The following is a 22,035-nucleotide window of genomic DNA, read 5'->3' on the forward strand; positions in this document are numbered from 1 at the left end:
GTGAACCGGGTGCCCGCGGGCCGCTCCGTCAGCGTGCGTGTGCCGGCGAGCAGCGCCAACCTCGGTCCCGGCTTCGACTCCGTCGGCCTGGCGCTGGGGCTCTGGGACGACTACGTCGTGACGACGTCCGACAGTGCCGGGCTGGTCATCGAGGTCACGGGTGAGGGCGCCGACGACGTGCCCACGGACGAGCGGCACCTCGTGCACGTCACGATGCAGCACACCTGGCGCGCCCTGGGCGTCGCGGCGCCCGCTGGCCTGCGTCTCGAGGCCGTCAACGGGGTCCCGCACAGCCGTGGCCTGGGCTCGTCCGCCACCGCCATCGTGGCGGGCGTCGTTGCCGCACAAGCGCTTTCGTGCGGCGTTCACGAGAGTGTGTATGCCGCGTGGCCGGCTCCCGGTGACCCCGTTCCCGTCGACCTCGGGCTGTCGACGCACCTGGCGAGCGAGTTCGAAGGGCATCCTGACAACGCCTCGGCGAGCGTCCTGGGTGGTCTCACCGTCAGCTGGATGCCCGACGGCACGGGTCTCGACCGTGGAGAGCGCACCGTGACGGCCCGCATCGACCTGCACCCTGACGTCGAAGTCGTCGTCTTCGTCCCGGACACCCGGCTGGCGACGCGCACGGCCCGCGCCGTGCTGCCCGAGACGGTGCCGCTCGTGGCCGCAGCCGCCGGCGCCGGTCGAGCGGCTCTGCTCGTCCACGCCATGACCGCAGACCCCTCTCACCTGCACGCTGCCACCCGCGACTGGCTGCACCAGGAGGCCCGCCGAGCCTCCTACCCGGCCACGATGGAGCTCGTCGACCTGTTGCGCGCCCAGGGTCGCGCAGCGGTCGTGTCGGGGGCCGGTCCGAGCGTCCTCGTCCTCACGACGCGGGACGCCGCAGCCGACGTTCAGGCCGGCCACCTCGCCTCTCACTGGGAACGGCTCACGCCCTCCGTGCCGACCCAGGGAGTGCAGGTGCACGCGCGCTGACCTGCGACACCAGTGGCGCCATCACCCGGTCCGAGGCCGCCGGGTGCTATTCTGACCTCGCACCACACGCCGCGACATCGCAGGCCGGTGCATCACCCCCACACTGAGGCGAATTCTTGTGTCTCTGGGCGCGTTCTGCGCCGAAGTGGATCTCAGACGGCCAGGTCACCTGGTCCAAGTCCGGCCCGCTGGAATGTCCCGGGCCGCAAACGAGGGGGAAGGATCCTTCGTGTCAGAAACAACCACCCGTCCGCTCTCCGGCCTGTCGGCCATGAAGCTGGACGAGCTCAAGGGCGTCGCGTCGTCGATGGGTATCACCGGGACGACGAAGATGCGCAAGAGCGACCTCGTCGAGGCGATCAAGGCTCGTCAGGCCGGCGGCTCGTCGGCTCCTGCAGCTGCGCCCGCCACGTCGGGTTCGACGGGCTCCGGCGACGCCGCGCCCGCCCAGGCCGCCCCGGCCCGCGCATCGCGCCGCGTCAGCCGTCCGGCAGGCTCGGCCACGACGGCCGAGGCGCCCGCCGAGACCCAGGCACCCGAGACCCAGGCACCCGAGACCCGGGCCTCCGAGACCCAGGCCCCCGAGGCCCAGGTCCCAGCGACCGCCGCCGCCCCGGAGCGCGACGAGGCCCCGGCCGAGCGCGCTCCCCGTGCCGAGCGCACGACGCGAGCCTCGCGTGAGTCGCGGGCTGCTCGCTCCGACGAGCAGGAAGCAGCCGCGGACCAGGGCGCCGAGGGCGGCGAGAAGCCGGCATCCGAGGGCCACGAGGACGCGAGCCGGCAGCGTGACCGGGGCCAGCAGGGTGGTCGCCAGCAGGGCGACCGTCAGCAGGGCGACCGTCAGCAGGGCGACCGTCAGCAGGGCGAGCGTCAGCAGGGCGACCGCCAGGGCAACCGGGCAGAGCGCCAGAACGACCGGGGGCAGCAGGCCGAGCGGCACGGCGATCGCGAGCAGCAGGACCGTCAGCAGGACCGACAGCAAGGCAACCGTGCTGACCGTCAGAACGACCGTCAGCAGACGCGTCAGCTCGACCGTCAGCAGGACCGTCAGCAGGACCGTCAGCAGGACCGTCAGCAGGACCGTCAGCAGGACCGCCAGCAGGATCGGCAGCAGGACCGCCAGCAGGGCGAGGCCAACGACCAGAACCGCGGCCAGCAGGCCGGCTACGACGACGACGGTGGCAGCCGCCGCAGCCGTAACCGCCAGCGCAGCCGGGACCGCAAGCGCGGCCGCGGCCGTGAGGGTGGCCAGGACTGGAACGACGCCGAGCTGCAGGTCGGTGACGACGACGTCCTCGTCCCCGTCGGGGGCATCCTCGACGTCCTCGACAACTACGCGTTCGTCCGGACCTCCGGCTACCTCGCCGGCCCGAACGACGTCTACGTGCCGCTCGGGATCGTCAAGAAGAACGGCCTGCGCAAGGGCGACGCCGTGACCGGGGCCGTCAAGGCGCTGCGCGACGGCGAGCAGCCCTCGGGCAGCGTCGGACGCCAGAAGTTCAACGCGCTGGTGCGCCTCGACACCGTCAACGGCCAGACGCCGGAGGAGGCTGCCAAGCGGGTCGAGTTCGGCAAGCTGACGCCGCTCTACCCGCAGCAGCGACTGCGGCTCGAGACCGAGCCCAACGTGCTGACGACGCGCATCATCGACCTCGTCGCCCCGATCGGCAAGGGTCAGCGCGGCCTCATCGTGGCGCCGGCCAAGGCCGGCAAGACGATGATCATGCAGACCCTCGCCAACGCGATCACGACGAACAACCCGGAGTGCCACCTCATGGTCGTCCTCGTCGACGAGCGCCCCGAGGAGGTCACCGACATGCAGCGCGCCGTCAAGGGCGAGGTCATCTCCTCGACCTTCGACCGGCCGGCCGAGGACCACACGACGGTCGCCGAGCTCGCCATCGAGCGTGCCAAGCGCCTCGTCGAGCTCGGTCACGACGTCGTCGTGCTGCTCGACTCGATCACCAAGCTGGGTCGTGCGTACAACCTGGCGGCACCGGCGAGCGGTCGCATCCTGTCCGGCGGTGTCGACTCGGCTGCGCTCTACCCGCCGAAGAAGTTCTTCGGCGCGGCGCGCAACATCGAGAACGGTGGCTCGCTCACCATCCTCGCGACGGCCCTCGTCGAGACCGGCTCGAAGATGGACGAGGTGATCTTCGAGGAGTTCAAGGGCACGGGCAACATGGAGCTGCGCCTCAGCCGGGACCTGGCCAACCGCCGGATCTTCCCGGCCGTCGACATCAACAGCTCCGGCACGCGCCGCGAGGAGATCCTGCTCGCGAGCGAGGAGCTGAAGATCATGTGGAAGCTGCGCAGGGTCCTCGGTGGTCTCGACTCGCAGCAGGCGATCGAGCTGCTCATCGACCGGCTCAAGAAGACGCGCACCAACTACGAGTTCCTCACCCAGGTCCAGGCCACGAGCGGTTCGCGGCTCGGCGACGAGTCCTGACCCGCTCCTCGAGGTCCTGAGGCACCAGGACCCGACCGCGGACCCTCGACCGAGAGGGGACGACGCCATCCGGCGCCGTCCCCTTTCGGCGTTTCACGGGGCAATGGTGCGAAATGTCCATAAAATGGGGAGACCACCCGATCCCCATCATGGAGTGCCATGTCTGCGCCTGCCGGCGACCCCGATGCCAGCCCTGTCCGCGTTCTCGTCGCGGACGACGACGCCGACATCCGCGACCTCGTGGAGTTCAAGCTGACCCAGGCGGGGTATGCCGTCGAGGCCGTCCCGGACGGCATCAGCGCCTGGGAGGCCTTCGAGGCCAACCCGCCGCAGCTGGCCGTCCTCGACGTCATGATGCCCGGGCTCTCGGGCATCGACGTCCTGCGCAAGATCCGGGAGAGCGAGTTCCCCACGGTGCCGGTGCTGCTCCTCAGCGCCAAGTCACGCGACTCCGACGTCGACACGGGCTTTGCCGTGGGCGCCGACGACTACGTCATCAAGCCGTTCAGCCCGCGGGAGCTGCTGCACCGCGTCAACGGCATGCTCGCCAGGGCCCGATGAGCGCCGGGTCCGCGTGATCATCGGAGCGGCGCTCCTGCTCGGAGTCACCCTCGTCGTCCTCGGCGCGTGCGTGCTCCTCATCGTCCTCGTCGTCGCCGTCCGCGCGAGGCGACACAGTCGCACCCAGCGCGACGAGATGCTGCTCTCCCCGCTGCGCCCGCCGTTGATCACGGTGGCCTCGGGCGAGGACGACGACGGCTCGGCTGCCGAGGAGCTGACCTGGGCGACCGGCGTGTCGCGCACCGTGCTCGACCGCAACATCGTCGAGATGCTCACCAAGATCCGTGGCGTGCCGGCCGAGCAGCTCGTCCACGTGCTCGAGGTGCACGGCGCCGTCGACGCCGCGGTCGAGGAGCTGACGAGCCGGTCCAGCGTGAAGCGGGCCCGCGCCGCCCAGCTGCTCGGCCTGGCCCGTGCCGAGGCCACCGTGCCGCAGCTCGTGGTCGCGCTCGGTGACGAGGCCATGGAGGTGCGCAACAGCGCCGCCTACGCGCTGGGCCTCATCGGCGACCCGGCGGCCGCCGGCCCGGTGCTGGCGGCGATCGGCGCCCCGGAGCGGGGACTGCCTGCGGCCACGGCGGCCGAGGCGTTGCAGTCGATGGGTGTCGGCATCTCGGAGGTGCTGCGCGAGGGCATGGCCGACCGCGACGCCCGCACCCGCATGGTCGCCGCGCACCTGAGCGGCGAGCGCAGCTTCACCCAGGGCCTGCCCGAGCTGCGCAGCCTCCTCGACGCCGACCCCGACGTCACGGTCCGCGAGACGAGTGCGACGGCGATCGGCCGGCTCGGCCGCGGCGAGGACGTCGACATCCTCGTGCGCCACACCGTCGACTCGGAGCCGCTCGCGCTGCGGCGTGCCTGCGTCGTCGCGCTGGACGAGCTCGGCGACCCGGCGGCGGTCCCGGCCCTGAGCGCCCTCCTGGCCGACGCCGACCCGCGCCTCGCCGAGCTGGCCGCGACCGCGCTGCTCACGATGGGCCCCGACGGCAGCAGTGCGCTCCTCGGCCACGAGGACGATGCCGCGGTGCGCTCGGCGCGACTCATGGCGAGCCTGCAGAGGGCGAGCGCATGAGCTGGGACGGTCTCGTCGAGGGGCTGCGCTCCTTCGTCGTCTGGGTGATGGACGTCTCGAGCGTGCCGATCATCATCTACTTCGTGCTCATCAACACCTCGTTGCTCGTGCTCATCGGCCTCGCCTACCTCGAGTTCCGGGCGCAGCAGCGGCGCCGGGCCACAGCCCTGACGTGGCAGGGCGCCGGCCTCGCGCCCGGGGTGTCACTGCTCGTGCCGGCGTACAACGAGGAGGCCGGCATCGTCACCGCCGTCAAGTCCTTCCTCACCCTGCGCTACCCGCGGCACGAGGTCGTCGTCGTCGACGACGGCAGCAGCGACCAGACCTTCGCCCGGCTGGAGGAGGCCTTCGACCTCGTCCAGGTGCCGCGCGAGCTGCCGCACGAGGTCCCCGTCCGAGCCAGGATCCTCGGGATCTGGGTGCCTCGCGACGGCCGCACCCGCCTCGTCGTCGTGCGCAAGGAGAACTCCGGTCGCTCCGAGGCCATCAACGTCGCCATCAACGCCGCGAGCGAGCCGCTCGTCGCGATGATCGACGGCGACTCGATCCTCGAGCCCGACGGCCTGCTCCACGTCACGCGTCCCTTCGCCGACGACCCGACCCGCATGGTCGCGACCGGCGGCGCCATCCGCCCCGTCAACGGCAGCCGTGTCGTCTCGGGCCGCATCGTGCGCGTCGAGATGCCCCAGACCTGGATCCCGCGGATCCAGCTCGTCGAGTACCTCCGGGCCTTCCTGCTCGGCCGCACCGGCTGGTCGCGCCTCGGCGGCCTCATCCTCATCAGCGGCGCGTTCGGGCTGTTCCGGCGCGACGTCGTGGTCGAGGTCGGCGGTCTCGACCCCGACAGCATCGGCGAGGACTTCGAGCTCGTCATGCGCATCCACAAGCGCATGCGTGACGAGGGGCGTGACTACAAGGTCGAGTTCGTGCCCGAGCCGGTCTCGTGGACCGAGGTGCCCGTCACGGCCACGGTCCTGCGCAACCAGCGACGCCGCTGGCACCGTGGCCTCTGGGAGACCCTGTGGGCCTACCGCTCGATGCTCTTCCGGCCGAAGTACGGCCGGATCGGCTTCCTGGCGCTGCCGTACTACTGGCTCTTCGAGCTCATCGCTCCGCTCCTCGAGCTCTTCGGCATCCTCATCGTCCCGCTCGCCCTGCTCCTCGGCGTCGTCAACGTGCCCTTCGCGATCCTCTTCCTCGTGCTCGCCTACGGGTATGCCGTGCTCGTGACCCTGTCGGCGATGGTCGTCGACGAGTGGGCCTTCCACAAGCACGACCGGTGGCGCGCCATCTGGCAGACGATCGCCGCGTCCGTCCTCGAGAACATCGGCTACCGCCAGGCCACCGTGTGGTGGCGCCTCGAGGGGTGGTGGTCGAGCCTGCGCGGGAAGAAGCATGTCTGGGGTGTCATGACCCGCACCGGCTTCGACGAGGACCCCGCGTGACGAACGTTCTGCCGGTCGTCTCCAGGCGCTCCGTCGGCAGCCAGATCCGGCTGCTCATCACGATCCTCGTCATCCTCGTACCCGTCGGTGCGATCGTCTCGGTCGCCACGATCCACTCGCAGGGAGCAGCCGTGAGGGCCCTGACCCTCGCGCTCGGTCCGGCGCGCGAGGCCAACGGCGACGTGCTCCTCGACATGACGCGCGCCGAGGGCGCCTGGCGGCAGGTGGCCGGCGGCATCCCGTCCGGGCTCGACCCGTTGAGCCTCCAGCCGAAAGTCGAGGCCGAGCTCGACCGCCTGACGACGGCGACGCGCAGCGAGGAGCTCTCGAGCGCCGACCGCGCCCGCTACCTCGCCCTCGTCGCCGAGGAGCGCGCCGCGGTCGACGCCTGGTTCCTCGCCGCACGAGAGTCCCTGCAGGGCCTGGTCCCGGGCACGTCGGCGACCGCGCCCGACCGCGCTCGAACCGTCGCGGCATACGCGCGCTTCCGCTCGACCAACGACTCGCTGGGGTCGAGCATCCAGACGCAGCGCGACGCGGCTCGCGTCGACTCGCGAGAGGCCACGGCCGTCACGTCCGGCGTCATCATCGTCGTCGCCGGCGCGGTGCTCCTCGTGCTCGTCGCCGCGGGCTTCGGGATGGACCGTGCGGTCGGCCGCCCGCTCGCCCGGCTGCGCGAGGTGGTGCGGCGACAGGCAGAGGAGGACGTCATCGCGATGGCCAACCAGGAGGAGGGCGCCCTCGAGGTCCGCATGCTGGCGCGCGACTTCAACGACCTCACCCGGGCCAATGCACGGCTGGTCGACCAGCAGGCCGCCGTCCTCGAGATGCAGGAGCTCGTCCTCGACGTGGGCCGCACCGTGCGCTCGGCGGTCGACGTCCACGAGGCGCTCCAGCGCGTCACGACCAAGCTCGGTGCCGGCCTCGGCGCGGACCGCGTGCTGCTCTACACCCTCGGCGACGACGGGCAGACGATCGAGGACCGCCTGCAGTGGCACACCGACGACCTGCCCGACCTCCCTCCGCTGCCGCGGTCGCTCGCGCAGCAGGTGGGGGTCGTCAACGACGAGCTGCGCCGCGACGTCGGCTTCTTCGACCTCGGCGACCTGCTCGCCCACCAGGCCTACGACGACGAACGGGCGCGCGCCTTCCACCGGGCCACCGGGGCCCGGTCGCTGCTCATGCTGCCCGTGGGCACCGGTGGTCGGGGACTCGGGATCCTCTCGGTGATGATGGTCAGCGCTCCCCGCCGCTGGCACCGCCACGAGATCCAGGCGGCCCAGCAGTGCTCGGCCATCGCAGCCCAGTCCATCGTCGCGCTGCGGCTCTCGCAGATGCAGGACGAGCAGGTGAAGCGCCTGACCGAGCTCGACCGCCAGAAGACCGACTTCATGGCGACCGTCAGCCATGAGCTGCGGACCCCCCTCACCTCGATCAGCGGCTACCTCGAGCTGCTCGTCGACGGTGACTTCGGCGACGTCAGCGACGGGCAGCACGTGGCCCTCGACATCATCGGCCGCAACGCCACTCGCCTGCGGGGGCTCATCGAGGACCTCCTCGTGCTCAACAAGATCGAGATCAGCGGACTGCAGTCGGTGTCCGAGGAGGTCGCCGTGCGCGACCTGCTGCGCACCGTCACCGAGACGATGGAGCCCGTCGCGGCGGGTGGGGGCGTCCAGCTCATCTGCACCGACGTGCCCGACGACCTCGTGGTCCGGGTCGACCGGGGCCAGGTCGAGCGGGCCCTGATCAACCTCGGTTCCAACGCCGTGAAGTTCACCCCGGAGGGCGGGCAGGTCCTGCTGTCGGCCGAGCGTTCGGGGGAGTCGACGGTCATCTCCGTGCACGACACCGGGATCGGCATCCCGGCCACCGACCTCGCGCGACTGTCGGAGCGCTTCTTCCGTGCCGGCAACGCCACCGCGGCCGCGATCCCGGGCACGGGGCTGGGCCTTGCCATCGTGCGTGCCATCGTCGAGGGCCACGGCGGCGAGCTCGTCATCGCCTCCGTCGAGGGGGAGGGCACGACGATGCAGGTCGTGCTGCCCGTCGCCCAACCTGCCCCCGTGCGCGCCTGACGGACGCCGGGGCGTCAGGACCCGCCCCTCGACCGCCGGGCGGGGGAATGCGAGGAGCCCCTCTCGCGTTTGGGAGGAGGTGCGCCTTTCTGGCACACTCTTCCTTTGGACCGGTTCACGGGAGAGCAGCTCCACCAGCGGAGCGGCGCCGACCCCGACCCGGCCGATCATTCTCGAGGAGACCACGTTGAAGAAGGACCTTCACCCCGACTACGTCGACACCACGGTGACCTGCACCTGTGGCAACACGTTCACCACCCGCAGCACCGAGACGTCCGGCAAGATCTCTGCCGACGTCTGCTCGCAGTGCCACCCGTTCTACACGGGCAAGCAGAAGATCCTCGACACCGGTGGCCGCGTGGCCCGGTTCGAGGCCCGATACGGCAAGAAGGCCGCCAAGTAGGTCTCCCGCACGCCGGCTCCCACGACTTCGGTCGTCGGGGGCCGGCGTTCGTCGTATCCGTCCGTCCCCCGAGCCGAAGGGCCTGCCGTGCTCGAATCCGTCCAGTCGATCCTCGACGAGTACGCCGAGCTCGAGCAGCAGCTTGCCGACCCTGCCGTGCACGGCGACCAGGACCTCGTGCGGACCCTCAACAAGCGGTATGCCGCGCTGGCGCCGACCGTGGCCGCCGCCCGTGAGTGGACGGCCGCCGGTGACGACCTCTCGGCCGCCCGCGAGCTGGCCGCCGACGACGAGTCGTTCGCCGAGGAGGTGCCCTCGCTCGAGGCCCGTCTCGCAACCGCGGAGGAGCACCTGCGCCGGATGCTCGTGCCCCGTGACCCCGACGACGACCGCGACGTGATCCTCGAGGTCAAGGCGGGGGAGGGCGGTGACGAGTCCGCCCTCTTCGCGGGCGACCTGCTGAGGATGTACCTGCGCTACGCCGAGCAGCGCGGCTGGCGCACCGCCATCGAGGACGCGACCGAGAGCGACCTCGGCGGCTACAAGGACGTGCGGGTCTCGGTGCGCGCCAAGGGCACTCCGGGCCTGGGCGAGGGACCGTGGGCGCGCCTCAAGTACGAAGGTGGGGTGCACCGTGTCCAGCGCGTGCCCGTCACCGAGAGCCAGGGCCGCATCCACACCTCGGCCGCGGGCGTGCTCGTCATGCCCGAGGCTGAGGAGGTCGAGGTGACCATCGACCCCAACGACCTGCGCATCGACGTCTACCGCAGCAGCGGCCCCGGCGGCCAGAGCGTCAACACCACCGACTCGGCCGTGCGCATCACGCACCTGCCGACGGGACTGGTCGTGTCGTGCCAGAACGAGAAGTCTCAGCTGCAGAACAAGGAGGCCGCGCTGCGCGTCCTCCGGGCCCGTCTGCACCAGCTGGCGAAGGACGAGGCCGACGCGGAGGCCAGCGCCGCCCGCCGGTCGCAGGTGCGCACCGTCGACCGCTCGGAGCGCATCCGCACCTACAACTTCCCGGAGAACCGCATCTCCGACCATCGCACCGGCTACAAGTCCTACAACCTCGACGCGGTGCTCGACGGCGACCTCGACCCCGTCGTGCAGTCAGCGCTCGACGCGGACGAGGCAGCCAAGCTCGCGGCGCTCGCCGACGACGGCTCCAAGGGGTGACGGACGCCATGACCGACCTGCGTGACGGCGTCCGGGCCGCGGCCGTCCGGTTGCGGGACGCCGGGGTCACCTCGGCCGACGTCGATGCGGTCGAGCTCGCCGCCCACGTGCTCGGCATCGAGGCCTCGGAGGTGCGCCGCCTCATGGTGCTGGGCGGGCGCACGCTCCCGGGGACGTATGCCGTCCTCGTCGACGAGCGGGCCAGTCGCGTCCCGCTCCAGCACCTCACGGGGCGGGCCCACTTCCGGCGGCTGACCCTCGCGGTCGGTCCGGGGGTCTTCGTGCCCCGCCCGGAGACCGAGGTGCTGGTCGAGCTGGCTCTCGCCGAGGTCGACCGCGTCGAGGCGCGCGACGCGCCCCGGCCCGTCCGCCTCGTGGACCTGTGCTCGGGGTCCGGCGCGATCGCGCTGTCGACCAAGGACGAGCGGCCAGGCGTCGAGGTCCGCGCTCTGGAGCTCTCGCCCGACGCCCACGCCTGGGCGGTCGCCAACCGCGACCGGCTCGGCCTCGACGTCGACCTCGTGCAGGGCGACGCGACCCTGGCCTGCTTCGAGGACTGGGCGGGCGCCGTCGACGTGGTGACGATCAACCCGCCCTACATCCCTGTCGGAGCGGTGCCCGTCGACCCCGAGGTGCGCGACCACGACCCTGACGTCGCGCTCTACGGCGGCAGCGAGGACGGCCTGGCGATCCCGCTCGCCGTCGCCCGGGTCGCAGCAGGTCTGCTCCGGCCGGGCGGCCTCGTCCTCGTGGAGCACGCGGACTCGCAGGGCGAGAGCCTGCCGCGCCGTCTCTCGGCCACCGGCGAGTGGGTCGACGTGACCGACCATCCCGACCTCGGTGGTCGCCCCCGCGTCACCACCGCGCGTCGCGCCGGCTGACCTGCCCGACGGCCGGGACGCCCGCGGGCCCTCAGTCGACGGGGGCGGTTGCGCCGGTTGCCGCAGCCACGAGTGCCCGGGCGCACGCCCGGGCCGCCTCCGGGGCCTCAGGGCTCGCGTCCAGCGCACCGCTCGCGAGGCCGCCGTCGAGCAGCAGCGTCAGCGACCGGGCGAGGGACTGCGGGTCCTGGGCACCGGCCTGCTCGGCGAGGTCGCGCACCCACGTCAGCACGGCGGCCTTGTGCGCCACGGTGCGGTCGTGAACCGGGGTGCCCGGCTGCGACTCGGCCGCCGCATTGATGAAGGCACACCCCCGGTAGCCCTCGCGCCGGCAGGCCGTGCCGAGGGCGTCGAAGAGCCCGACCAGCTGAGCAGCGGGGGCGTCTCCGGCAGCCTGCGCTGCCTGCCTGAGCTGTCCCGTCCAGATGCCGTCGACCTTGTCGAGGTAGGCGACGACGAGGTCGTCCTTGGCGGGGAAGTGCTTGTAGAACGTCGCCTTCGCCACACCCGACTCGGCGACGATGAGGTCGACCCCCACGGCGCGGATGCCCCGGGCGTAGAAGAGCGAGAAGGCCGTCTCGAGAACGCGTTCGCGCGCGGCGCTCGGGCGGGTCGGCGTGGCAGTGGACATCGGGCTCCTCGGGTGGTGCAGCGGCTTCGTCCTGAGCATACCTTGCCAGTAGACAGACCTGTCTGTTACGTTCGCCCCCTGAGGTAGACAGACTTGTCTGCCCAGCACTGAACCCCCTTCGCCCTTTTTTCAGGAGAACCCCCATGAAGATCGCAGTCCTCGGCACCGGCATGGTCGGCCAGACCATCGCAGCCCGACTGGCCGGCCTCGGCCACGAGGTCACCGTCGGCACGCGCGACCCGCAGGGCACTCTTGCCCGCACCGAGCCCGACGGCATGGGCAACCCGGCCTATCCGGTCTGGGCGGCAGCGCACCCGGAGGTACGCCTCGCCACCTTCGCCGACGCAGCGGCCGGCGCCGAGCTCGTCGTCAACGCCACGAGCGGGCACGGTGCGCTCCCGGCCCTGGAAGCAGCCGGCGCCGACAACCTCGCGGGCAAGGTGCTCCTCGACATCTCGAACCCTCTCGACTTCTCGGGCGGCTTCCCTCCCACCCTCTTCGTCAAGGACACCGACTCGCTCGGTGAGCAGGTGCAGCGCGCGTTCCCCGACGCCCTGGTCGTCAAGACCCTCAACACCCTCAACGCCGACCTCATGGTGGACCCGGCGAGCCTCGGCGAGCCCTCGTCCGTGTTCGTGTCCGGCAACGACGAGACCGCGAAGGCCACCGTGACCGAGCTGCTCACCTCGTTCGGCCACACCGACGTCATCGACCTCGGCGACATCAGCACCGCGCGTGGCACCGAGATGCTGCTCCCGGTGTGGCTGCGTCTCATGGGCGCCCTCGGTACGGCAGCGTTCAACTTCAGGATCGTCCGCTGACATGGCGGGCCCCGTGACCGGCGCGGCCGGGTCGATGACCGGAAGGACGGTGCTGGTCACCGGTGGGACCGGCGGGATCGGGCTGGCCACCGCCACGCGCCTCGCAGGGCTCGGGGCCCGCGTCGGGATCGTCGGCAGGGACGCCTCCCGCGCCGAGGCGGCCGCCCAGGCGATCCGCGCTGACGGCGCGGAGGTCGACGTCTTCGTGGCGGACCTCTCGGTCCAGCGCGACGTGCGCTCGCTGGCCGAGGCGGTCCTTGCGGCATACCCACGCCTCGACGTGCTCGTCAACAACGTCGGCGGCTACTGGGCCACCCGCCACGTGACCCAGGACGGCCTGGAGCGCACCTTCGCCGTCAACCACCTCGCACCGTTCCTGTTGACCCACCTGCTGCTCGACCGGCTGCGCGCCAGCGCGCCGGCCCGCATCGTCACCGTCTCGTCGGGCGCCCAGGCCATGGGCAGGATCAACCTCGAGGACCTCCAGGGAGCGCGCGACTACAGCGGGCAGCGGGCCTACAACCAGTCCAAGCTCGCCAACGTCATGTTCACCTACGAGCTCGCGCAACGACTCCGGGGATCCGGGGTGACGGCGAACGTCCTCCACCCCGGCATCGTCCGAACCGCCTTCGGGCAGGAGGACTCCGGCACATGGATGCGGCTCATGCTCCCCGTGGTCCGGCCCTTCATGAAGAGCCCTGAGCGCGGGGCTGACACGTCGGTCCTGCTCGCCTCGTCACCGGACCTGGAGGACGTCTCGGGCTGCTACTTCGCGGACGGCAGGGCGAAGCGCTCGTCGCGGGCCTCCTACGACACCGAGGTGGCGGCGCGGCTGTGGCGGGCCTCGGCCGAGCTCGTCGGCATCGAGCCCTCCTGACGTCAGGCTGCCCCACCGGCGCAAGTAGGCTCTGCTCCGTGAGCGAGCGCTACGACTGCACCGACCCCGAGGGCCGTGCCGAGGGGATCCCGGCCGCGGCGTCGGCCATCCGACGCGGCGAGATCGTCGTCCTGCCGACCGACACGGTCTACGGCATCGGCTGCGACGCCTTCGACGCGACGGCCGTCGCCTCGGTCCTCGCCGCCAAGGGGCGGGGGCGCGACATGCCGCCCCCGGTCCTGATCCCCACGGCCCGCACGGCTCAGGGCCTCGCGACGCAGGTGCCCGACTACGCCCAGCGGCTCATGGAGAAGTTCTGGCCCGGCCCGCTGACGCTCGTGCTCAAGGCGCAGACCTCGCTCCACTGGGACCTCGGCGACACGAACGGCACGGTCGCCCTCCGCGTGCCCGCCCACGAGCTCACCCTCGAGCTGCTCGGCGACATCGGGCCGATGGCCGTCACGAGCGCCAACACCACCGGCGACCCCGCCGCACGCACCGTCGACGAGGCGGTGGGGATGCTCGGTGAGTCCGTCGGGGTCTACCTCGACGGCGGCCCCGCCGGCGAGGGCCAGCCCTCGACGATCATCGACTGCACGGGCGAGACGCCGGTGACGCTGCGCATCGGCGCGCTCTCGCAGGACGACATCGACGCTGCTCTCGTGCCCGAGCCCGAGCTCGAGGCACCCGCGCCCGACCCGGCGGCCGACAGCCCCGACACCGTGGGGGAGTGGCGCGACGTGTCGTCGCCCGAGCAGCCGTCCGACGGTCCCAGCACGACCCCATAGAGTTGGCTCGCGCTCGCGCCCCACTCCCGACCCACCCGGAGAACTCCCATGGCTGACGACACGTTCTACGGCTCCGACTTCGGCGCCCTGCAGTCCTTCGACCCCGACATCGCCGGGGTGCTGCTGTCGGAGCTCGACCGCATCCGCGGCGGCCTGCAGCTCATCGCCAGCGAGAACATCAGCTCGCCCGCCGTGCTGACCGCCCTCGGGTCGACGTTGTCCAACAAGTACGCCGAGGGCTACCCGGGGCGTCGCTACTACGGCGGCTGCTCCGAGGTCGACAAGGCGGAGACCATCGCCATCGAACGGGCCAAGGCGCTCTTCGGCGCCGACCACGCGAACGTCCAGGCCCACTCCGGCGCGAGCGCCAACCAGGCCGTCTACGGCGCCTTCATGGCGCCCGGCGACACCATCCTCGCCATGGCGCTGCCGATGGGCGGCCACCTGACCCACGGCACGAAGGTCTCCTTCTCCGGCAAGTGGTTCAACGCCGTGCACTACGGCGTCGACAAGGAGTCCGAGGACATCGACTACGACCAGGTCGAAGCGCTCGCGCGCGAGCACCGGCCCAAGGTCATCTGCGCCGGTGGCTCCGCCATCCCGCGCCTCATCGACTTCGAGCGCTTCCGCGCCATCGCCGACGAGGTCGGCGCGATCCTCTGGGTCGACGCCGCCCACTTCATCGGTCTCGTGGCGGGCAAGGCCATCCCCTCCCCGGTCCCGTATGCCGACGTCGTGACCTTCACGACGCACAAGGTGCTGCGCGGCCCGCGCTCGGGCGCCCTCGTGTGCAAGGCCGAGCATGCCGCGGCCATGGACAAGGCGATCTTCCCGATGATGCAGGGTGGCCCGCAGATGCACACCATCGCGGCCAAGGCGGTCAACTTCAAGGAGGCCGCGACCCCCGAGTACGCCCAGTACGCCAAGGACGTCATCGCCAACAGCCAGCAGCTCGCGGCCAGCCTGCTCGAGCTCGGCATCCGCCCGACGACCGGCGGCACCGACACCCACCTCTCGCTCCTCGACCTGCAGGGCGTCGGCGTCACCGGCAAGGAAGCCGAGGAGCGGGCCGACGCAGCCGGGATCGTGCTCAACAAGAACGCCATCCCGTTCGACCCGCAGAAGCCCAACATCGCCTCCGGGATCCGTGTGGGCACGCCGTCGGTCACGACGCAGGGCATGGGCCTGGAGGAGATGAAGCAGATCGCCTCGCTCATCCACACGGCCGTCACGCAGGGCGACGCGGATCCCGACCACGCGATGAGCAAGCAGGTGCGCGCGGGGGTCACCGACCTCGTGACCCGCTTCCCGGCATACCCTCGCTGAGTCGGCTCACTCCACAGCGTCGGCGCCCGAGCGAAGGTCGGTAGGTGCACGAGTACGTCCTCGTCCTCATCGTGGCCGCTGCGGTCACGTACCTCGCCACACCCTTCGTCCGGAGCGTCGCCGTCGCCACGGGCGCCTTCACGGCCGTCCGTGAGCGCGACGTCCACAAGACGCCGATCCCGCGGCTCGGGGGAGTGGGGATCTACATCGGCTTCGTGGCCGCTGCGCTCGTGGCCAGGGCACTGCCCTACCTGGGCACCCTCTTCTCCGACCGGCGCATCTTCGGGGTCATCGTCGCCGGCGGCATCGTCTGCCTGCTCGGGGCGTTCGACGACATCCGCGAGCTCGACTGGCTGACCAAGCTGGCGGGGCAGATGCTCGCCGCGGGCCTGATGGCCTACACGGGAGTGCAGCTGCTCTCGCTCCCCATCTTCGGCACGACGATCCTGCCGACACCGGTCCTCGTGCTCTTCACGATGCTCGTCGTCATCGCGTCGACGAACGCCGTCAACTTCATCGACGGTCTCGACGGCCTCGCCGCCGGCGTCGTGGGCATCGCGGCGTTCGCCTTCTTCATCTACAGCTACCTCGTCTCGCGCTCCTTCGTGCCGGCCAACGTGTTCTCGACCGCCACCTTCATCAGTGCGGCCCTCGTGGGGTGCTGCGCCGGCTTCCTGCCCCACAACTTCCATCCGGCCCGGCTCTTCATGGGTGACTCCGGGGCGCTGACCCTGGGCCTGCTGCTGTCGGCGGCGACGATCACGCTCACCGGCAACGTCGACCCCGGGCAGGTCAGTGCCAACGAGGTGTCGGCGGCGTTCCTGCCGGTCCTCGTGCCGCTGTCGGTCCTGCTCCTGCCGTTCCTCGACATGGTCCTCGCCGTCGTCCGTCGTACCCGGGCCGGAAAGCGGCCGTGGCAGCCCGACGCGATGCACCTGCACCACCGGATGCTGCGCATCGGTCACGGCCACCGCCGGGCCGTGCTGATCCTCTACCTATGGGCCGCCATCGTGGCCCTGGGCTCTGTCTCCTTCGTCATCTGGGACGGACCCCGTCCGCTCGCGGTCGTGGGGGCAGCTGCCGCCATGGGCGTCGTGCTCACCGTCTGGCTTCCGCGGTGGAGGCCGTCCGAACGCTTGTGATAGCATTCACAAGCACCTGAGGGCAGCCTGAGAAGGCCGCCGCGGGTGCCCGAATCTCTTGTCAGCACTACCGATCCGAGCTCGATCGGGATCAGCCCGAGCCCCGCCCGCACTACGCCTCTCGACGCACCAGGCAGGTTTTCCTTGAGCGCCACACCGGCACGCGACGCATCACAGTCAGATGCCTTCGCGCAGCTCCTCCGGGGCTCGCTGCTGCCGACGTCCGTCGCCGGCCTCGTCTGCGTCGTCGTGGGGCTCTTCTCCAGCCCCAAGGCCGCCTGGTCGGCTGCGCTCGGCGCGGCGATCGTCATCTTCTTCTTCAGCCTGACGCTCCTCGTCATGAAGCGCACGGCCGACCTGGCGCCCACCACGACCATGATGATCGTCATGGCCACCTACACCTTCAAGGTGCTGGTGCTCGGCATCGTCATGTTCAGCCTGCGCGACGTGACCTGGGCCTCCGGCTACGCCATCGGCCTGTCCGTCACCGTCTGTGCCGTCGTCTGGCTCTTCTTCGAGATGCGCGCCTACAAGCGGCTGCGGATCTTCGCCTACGACCCTGACGGCGCGGCCTCGCTCGACGCGTCGCCCGACGCGGCACCCCACCGGGAGCCGCGTGATGAGCCGTGACACCGGAGGTCGACATGACCACATCACCGACGCCGGAGCCCGGCGACCCGAGCGAGCCCACGGTGCCCAGCGAGCCCAGCGAGCCCTCGGCGGAGGACAAGGCCGAGGAGCTGCGCCGGTTCAACACCCGCGAGCAGGACTCCGCTTGGCGTGCCGTCGCGTACATGCTCACGGGTCCGCTCATCTACGGCGGTCTGGGTGCCCTGGCCGACCATTGGCTGGGCACGACCTGGCTCGTCGGGGTCGGGATCGTGGGTGGAATGGCCCTGTCGCTCTACCTGATCTGGTTCCGATACGGTACCCATTGAGCCCGACGGCCTCCGTGCCGCACGTCAGCGCGTCGCCCGCAGGCCCGCCGACCTGGAGCCTCACCGGGAGCCCGCTCCCGAGCACCGACTCTCCACCCCTGACGCAGGTCGTCAGCCGAAGTGCCCAGAACCTACAAAGGAGTAACCCGTGAGCATCGTGGCCGCCGCCCCGACGGACTACACCGCCCCCGGCGTCGAGGAGTTCTGGCAGCCCCTCTTCGGGACCGACGGCCCCTGGGCGGTCACGCGGCCCATCCTCCTCATGGTCGTCGCGACCGGCCTCGTCGTCTGGTGGCTGCTCGCCACGACGAAGAAGAAGGCGCTCGTGCCGGGCCGTGGCCAGATGGGCACCGAGGCCGTCTACGGCCTGGTCCGCAACAGCATCGCCAAGGACCTCATCGGCAGCAAGGACTTCATGCGGTTCGTGCCGCTGCTCTTCGCGCTCTTCACGACGATCCTCGTCAACAACTTCTTCGGCGTGATCCCGCCGTTCAGCTACCCGACTTTCAGCCGCATCGGCTTCCCGATCGCCTTATCGCTCATCGTCTGGGTCGTCTTCCACGTCGTGGGCATGCGCAAGCACGGCTTCATCGGGTACTGGAAGTCGCTCGTGCCCGCGGGCCTGCCGAAGGCGATGATCCCCGCGATCTTCTTCCTCGAGCTGATCACCGACCTCTTCACGCGACCGGTCACCCTCGCCCTGCGACTCTTCGGCAACATGTTCGCGGGCCACATCCTCATCGTCCTGTTCATCACCGGTGGCTGGTACATGCTCAACTCCGGCGGCGTCCTCGTCGTCGCCGGTGGCGTCACGTGGATCTTCGCCTTCGTCATGACGCTCTTCGAGCTGCTGGTCGAGTTCCTCCAGGCCTACGTCTTCACCCTGCTGGCCGCCCTCTACATCGGCGGCGCGGTCGCCGACGAGCACTGAGGCCGGCGTCTCCCTGCGCGTTCGGCGCCCCACGAACTGCACCACCGCACGAGCACCACAAACCAGCTTCGCCCCAGCCCGTCTGGTAACCGCCAGCCGGACAAGACAAGAAGGAATGGAACACACATGACTGGCAACATCGCCATCCTCGGTTACGGCCTCTCCGCCATCGGCCCCGGTATCGGTGTCGGTCTGATCTTCGCCGCCTACATCAACGGCGTCGCCCGTCAGCCCGAGGCCCGCGGCATGCTCCAGCCGATCGCCTTCCTCGGCATGGCCATCACCGAGGCGCTCGCCATCTTCGGTATCGCGCTCGCGTTCGTCTTCAAGGGCTGACGCCCCTTACCGGGGGCAGCTCGAAGCACCGACCGTCTTTTCTCTCTAGGAGAAGCTCATGCAAGCAGTGACCGTGACCGCCGAAGGCGGCGAGGGCTTCTGGGCCACCGCGGCACCGATCATCCCGCACCCGCTGGAGTTCTTCTTCGGCCTGGCGTGCTTCGCGATCCTCTACGTCGTGGTGGCCAAGAAGGTCGTGCCACGGCTGGAGCAGATCTACGCCGAGCGCACGGCTGCCATCGAAGGCGGCATGAACAAGGCGGAGGAGGCCCAGGCCCAGGCCCAGGCCGCGCTCGAGCAGTACCAGGCGCAGCTCGTCGAGGCTCGCTCCGAGGCTGCCCGCATCCGTGAGGACGCGAAGGCCCAGGGCGCGCAGATCATCGCCGAGATGCGCGAGCACGCGGCGTCCGAGGCGTCCCGGATCACCGAGACGGCGCACAAGCAGATCGAGGCCGAGCGCCAGCAGGCGGTCGTCTCGCTCCGCAACGACGTCGGACGCATCTCGACCGACCTCGCGAGCCGCATCGTCGGCGAGTCCCTCCACGAGGAGACCCGCCAGAAGGGCATCGTCGAGCGCTTCCTCGCCGAGCTCGAGTCGGGCGACGTCGTGCGCGAGAAGGTCGGCGGCGCCGCCGGCAGCCAGGGCGGAGACGCCTGATGCAGGGACCCTCACGCGCAGCAGCGGTGGCGAGCCGCGAGGCTTTCACCGGCGTCCTCGCTGCCGGTGCCGACCGCTCGCGGTTGGCCGAGGAGCTCTTCGCGGTCGTCGGCGTCATCGACGGCAGCGCGACCCTGCGCCGAGCCGTGGCCGACCCCTCGCGCGAGGGCGCTGACAAGGCACAGCTCGCCGAGCGTCTCTTCGCGGGCAAGATCAGCGCTGAGACGCTCGTCGTGCTCAAGGGCGCCTTCGGGCAGCGCTGGAGCTCCGAGCGTGACCTGACCGACGCGCTCGAGAGGTATGCCGTCGAGGCCGTCATCGCCGAGGCCGAGTCGGCCGACCGAGCCGACCGCGTCGAGGACGAGCTGTTCCGCTTCGAGCGGATCGTCGCCGCCGACGCGGAGCTGCGTGCGGCGCTGGTCGACACGCAGGCACCCTCCGACAAGCGCGCCGACCTCGTGTCGTCGCTGCTGAGCGACAAGGTCACCCCGGAGACCCTCGTGCTGGCCCGTCAGGCCGTCGTCGCCCCGCGCGGCCGCCGGTTCGACCGGGTCCTCGAGCGCTACCTCGAGACGGCGTCGAGCCGCCGCGAGCAGCAGACGGCCACCATCACCTCGGCCGTCCCGCTCACCGACGAGGACCGCACCCGCCTCGCGGCGGGCCTGGCCGCCATCTACGGCGGCAAGGTCCACGTCAACACCGTCGTCGACCCGCGGGTCATGGGCGGGATCAGGGTCGAGATCGGTGACGAGCTCATCGACGGCACCGTCATCCGCAAGCTCGACGCGGCCCGCCGGGCCATGGGTGCCTGAGGCACCCACCACCAGCTGTGATCAACCATTGGCCCGTTCTGCGGGTCGAGACCGAGGAGAAGATCTGACATGACGGAGCTTTCGATCCGTCCGGAGGAGATCCGGGACGCTCTGGACTCGTTCGTCCAGTCCTACGAGCCCGGCACGGCCTCCCGCGAAGAGGTCGGCCGCGTCACCGACGCCGGTGACGGCATCGCTCACGTCGAGGGTCTTCCCTCGGCCATGACCAACGAGCTGCTCCAGTTCGAGGACGGCACGCTCGGCCTCGCGCTGAACCTCGACGTCCACGAGATCGGCGTCGTCATCCTCGGTGACTTCGCCGGCATCGAGGAGGGCCAGACCGTCAAGCGCACGGGCGAGGTCCTCTCGGTCCCGGTCGGTGACGACTTCCTCGGTCGCGTCGTCGACCCGCTCGGCAACCCGATCGACGGTCTCGGCGAGATCAAGACCGAGGAGCGTCGCGCCCTCGAGCTGCAGGCGCCCAACGTCGTCCAGCGCAAGTCCGTGCACGAGCCGCTGCAGACCGGCATCAAGTCGATCGACGCCATGACGCCGATCGGCCGCGGCCAGCGCCAGCTGATCATCGGCGACCGCCAGACCGGCAAGACGACGGTCGCGATCGACACGATCATCAACCAGAAGCGCAACTGGGAGTCCGGCGACCCCGACGCCCAGGTCCGCTGCATCTACGTCGCCATCGGCCAGAAGGGCTCGACCATCGCGTCGGTCCGCGGCACCCTCGAGGAGGCCGGCGCCCTCGAGTACACCACGATCGTCGCGGCCCCCGCGTCGGACTCGGCGGGCTTCAAGTACCTCGCCCCCTACACCGGTTCGGCCATCGGCCAGCACTGGATGTACCAGGGCAAGCACGTCCTCATCGTCTTCGACGACCTGAGCAAGCAGGCCGAGGCCTACCGCGCCGTGTCGCTGCTGCTGCGCCGCCCGCCGGGCCGTGAGGCCTACCCCGGCGACGTCTTCTACCTGCACTCGCGGCTCCTCGAGCGTTGCGCGAAGCTCTCGGACGACCTCGGCCACGGCTCGATGACCGGCCTGCCGATCATCGAGACCAAGGCCGGTGACGTCTCGGCGTACATCCCGACCAACGTCATCTCGATCACGGACGGCCAGATCTACCTGCAGGCCGACCTGTTCAACGCCAACGTGCGTCCGGCCATCGACGTGGGTGTCTCGGTCTCCCGAGTCGGCGGCGCCGCGCAGATCAAGGCGATGAAGTCGGTCGCCGGTCGACTCAAGCTCGACCTCGCGCAGTTCCGCGCCATGGAGGCGTTCGCCATGTTCGCCTCCGACCTCGACCCCGCCTCGCGAGCCCAGCTCGCCCGTGGTGCGCGCCTCGTCGAGCTGCTCAAGCAGCCGCAGAGCTCGCCGTACCCCGTCGAGGAGCAGGTCGTCTCGATCTGGACCGGTACGACCGGCAAGCTGGACGACGTCGCGGTCGAGGACGTCCGGAATTTCGAGGCCGAGCTGCTCGATACGCTGCGTCGGGACGGCAAGATCCTCCAGACGATCCGCGAGACCCTCAAGCTCGACGAGGACACCGAGACGGCCCTGTCCAAGGTCGTCGACGAGGTCAAGTTCACCTTCCGGGGCACCGGCAGGGACGGCCTCGAGGCCGGCAACGAGGAGTTCGACGAGATCGCCGACGACCAGATCACCCAGGCGAAGATCGTCAAGCAGAAGTAGGCACCACGGGGCTCCGTCCCCGTGCGTCCCG

The 22,035-nt window shown here is 70.7% G+C and carries 22 protein-coding genes; 21 read left to right on the top strand and 1 reads right to left on the bottom strand.

The features are described 5' to 3' along the window. From ABD831_RS06980 to prmC, 9 genes are all read left to right on the top strand, one after another. Complete coding sequence (locus ABD831_RS06980; protein ID WP_344943560.1) at positions 1–978, top strand: homoserine kinase; 978 nt, start codon at positions 1–3, stop codon at positions 976–978. Between the two features lie 271 nt (positions 979–1,249). Continuing rightward, positions 1,250–3,427: a transcription termination factor Rho gene (gene rho / locus ABD831_RS06985; RefSeq protein ID WP_425582803.1), complete on the top strand. Its 2,178-nt coding sequence runs from the start codon at positions 1,250–1,252 to the stop codon at positions 3,425–3,427. A 159-nt stretch (positions 3,428–3,586) separates the two neighbouring features. Continuing rightward, positions 3,587–3,988, top strand: coding sequence for a response regulator (locus ABD831_RS06990; protein WP_142177187.1), 402 nt, complete (start codon positions 3,587–3,589; stop codon positions 3,986–3,988). Positions 3,989–4,001: 13 nt separating this feature from the next. Further along, positions 4,002–5,060 (top strand): HEAT repeat domain-containing protein, encoded by a 1,059-nt coding sequence (locus ABD831_RS06995; protein ID WP_344943568.1) that lies wholly within the window; start codon positions 4,002–4,004, stop codon positions 5,058–5,060. Further along, positions 5,057–6,505: a glycosyltransferase family 2 protein gene (locus ABD831_RS07000; protein ID WP_344943571.1), complete on the top strand. Its 1,449-nt coding sequence runs from the start codon at positions 5,057–5,059 to the stop codon at positions 6,503–6,505. The genes ABD831_RS06995 and ABD831_RS07000 overlap by 4 nt, the downstream gene beginning before the upstream one ends. Beyond that, positions 6,502–8,583 (top strand): sensor histidine kinase, encoded by a 2,082-nt coding sequence (locus ABD831_RS07005; protein WP_344943574.1) that lies wholly within the window; start codon positions 6,502–6,504, stop codon positions 8,581–8,583. Before ABD831_RS07000 ends, ABD831_RS07005 begins: the two co-directional genes overlap by 4 nt. A 187-nt stretch (positions 8,584–8,770) precedes the next feature. Continuing rightward, the gene (gene rpmE, locus ABD831_RS07010) at positions 8,771–8,986 is read left to right on the top strand and encodes a 50S ribosomal protein L31 (RefSeq protein WP_142177191.1); all 216 of its coding nucleotides are present in this window, start codon (positions 8,771–8,773) and stop codon (positions 8,984–8,986) included. Positions 8,987–9,073: 87 nt separating this feature from the next. After that, positions 9,074–10,162 (top strand): peptide chain release factor 1, encoded by a 1,089-nt coding sequence (prfA, locus tag ABD831_RS07015; protein ID WP_344943578.1) that lies wholly within the window; start codon positions 9,074–9,076, stop codon positions 10,160–10,162. An 8-nt stretch (positions 10,163–10,170) separates the two neighbouring features. Next, entirely contained in the window at positions 10,171–11,043 is an 873-nt protein-coding gene (gene prmC / locus ABD831_RS07020; protein WP_344943581.1) for a peptide chain release factor N(5)-glutamine methyltransferase, read from the top strand. Between the two features lie 31 nt (positions 11,044–11,074). Here prmC and ABD831_RS07025 read toward each other — a convergent pair whose 3' ends face one another. Next, positions 11,075–11,674 (bottom strand): TetR/AcrR family transcriptional regulator, encoded by a 600-nt coding sequence (locus tag ABD831_RS07025; RefSeq protein WP_344943584.1) that lies wholly within the window; start codon positions 11,672–11,674, stop codon positions 11,075–11,077. A 143-nt stretch (positions 11,675–11,817) separates the two neighbouring features. Between ABD831_RS07025 and ABD831_RS07030 the strand changes: the two genes are divergently transcribed. The 12 genes from ABD831_RS07030 to atpA all read left to right on the top strand — a co-directional run bounded on the left by ABD831_RS07030 (position 11,818) and on the right by atpA (position 22,004). After that, on the top strand, positions 11,818–12,495 hold the full coding sequence (locus ABD831_RS07030; protein ID WP_344943588.1) for an NADPH-dependent F420 reductase: 678 nt from the start codon (positions 11,818–11,820) through the stop codon (positions 12,493–12,495). Between the two features lies 1 nt (position 12,496). Next, a complete protein-coding gene (locus tag ABD831_RS07035) occupies positions 12,497–13,372 on the top strand; it encodes an SDR family oxidoreductase (protein WP_344943591.1) in 876 nt (291 codons plus the stop codon). Between the two features lie 38 nt (positions 13,373–13,410). Continuing rightward, positions 13,411–14,160 (top strand): L-threonylcarbamoyladenylate synthase, encoded by a 750-nt coding sequence (locus tag ABD831_RS07040; RefSeq protein WP_344943594.1) that lies wholly within the window; start codon positions 13,411–13,413, stop codon positions 14,158–14,160. 48 nt (positions 14,161–14,208) lie between these two features. Beyond that, entirely contained in the window at positions 14,209–15,486 is a 1,278-nt protein-coding gene (locus ABD831_RS07045) for a serine hydroxymethyltransferase (RefSeq protein ID WP_344943597.1), read from the top strand. A 44-nt stretch (positions 15,487–15,530) separates the two neighbouring features. Beyond that, a complete protein-coding gene (locus tag ABD831_RS07050; RefSeq protein WP_344943599.1) occupies positions 15,531–16,628 on the top strand; it encodes a glycosyltransferase family 4 protein in 1,098 nt (365 codons plus the stop codon). 144 nt (positions 16,629–16,772) lie between these two features. Then, complete coding sequence (locus ABD831_RS07055) at positions 16,773–17,258, top strand: Cg1360 family ATP-synthase-associated protein (RefSeq protein WP_344943602.1); 486 nt, start codon at positions 16,773–16,775, stop codon at positions 17,256–17,258. Positions 17,259–17,272: 14 nt separating this feature from the next. Beyond that, entirely contained in the window at positions 17,273–17,566 is a 294-nt protein-coding gene (locus ABD831_RS07060; protein WP_344943604.1) for an AtpZ/AtpI family protein, read from the top strand. 148 nt (positions 17,567–17,714) lie between these two features. Next, entirely contained in the window at positions 17,715–18,497 is a 783-nt protein-coding gene (gene atpB, locus ABD831_RS07065; protein ID WP_344943607.1) for a F0F1 ATP synthase subunit A, read from the top strand. Between the two features lie 126 nt (positions 18,498–18,623). Then, the gene (gene atpE / locus ABD831_RS07070) at positions 18,624–18,833 is read left to right on the top strand and encodes an ATP synthase F0 subunit C (RefSeq protein ID WP_020142944.1); all 210 of its coding nucleotides are present in this window, start codon (positions 18,624–18,626) and stop codon (positions 18,831–18,833) included. A gap of 58 nt (positions 18,834–18,891) precedes the next feature. Beyond that, positions 18,892–19,491 (top strand): F0F1 ATP synthase subunit B, encoded by a 600-nt coding sequence (locus ABD831_RS07075; RefSeq protein ID WP_344943612.1) that lies wholly within the window; start codon positions 18,892–18,894, stop codon positions 19,489–19,491. Continuing rightward, positions 19,491–20,303 carry a F0F1 ATP synthase subunit delta gene (locus ABD831_RS07080; protein ID WP_344943615.1) on the top strand — a complete coding sequence of 271 codons (813 nt, stop codon included), beginning with the start codon at positions 19,491–19,493 and terminating at the stop codon, positions 20,301–20,303. The genes ABD831_RS07075 and ABD831_RS07080 overlap by 1 nt, the downstream gene beginning before the upstream one ends. Positions 20,304–20,372: 69 nt before the next feature. Beyond that, a complete protein-coding gene (gene atpA, locus ABD831_RS07085) occupies positions 20,373–22,004 on the top strand; it encodes a F0F1 ATP synthase subunit alpha (protein WP_344943618.1) in 1,632 nt (543 codons plus the stop codon). The last annotated feature ends 31 nt before the right edge of the window (positions 22,005–22,035 follow it).

This window comes from Terrabacter ginsenosidimutans, from assembly GCF_039539425.1.
GTDB lineage: Bacteria > Actinomycetota > Actinomycetes > Actinomycetales > Dermatophilaceae > Terrabacter > Terrabacter ginsenosidimutans.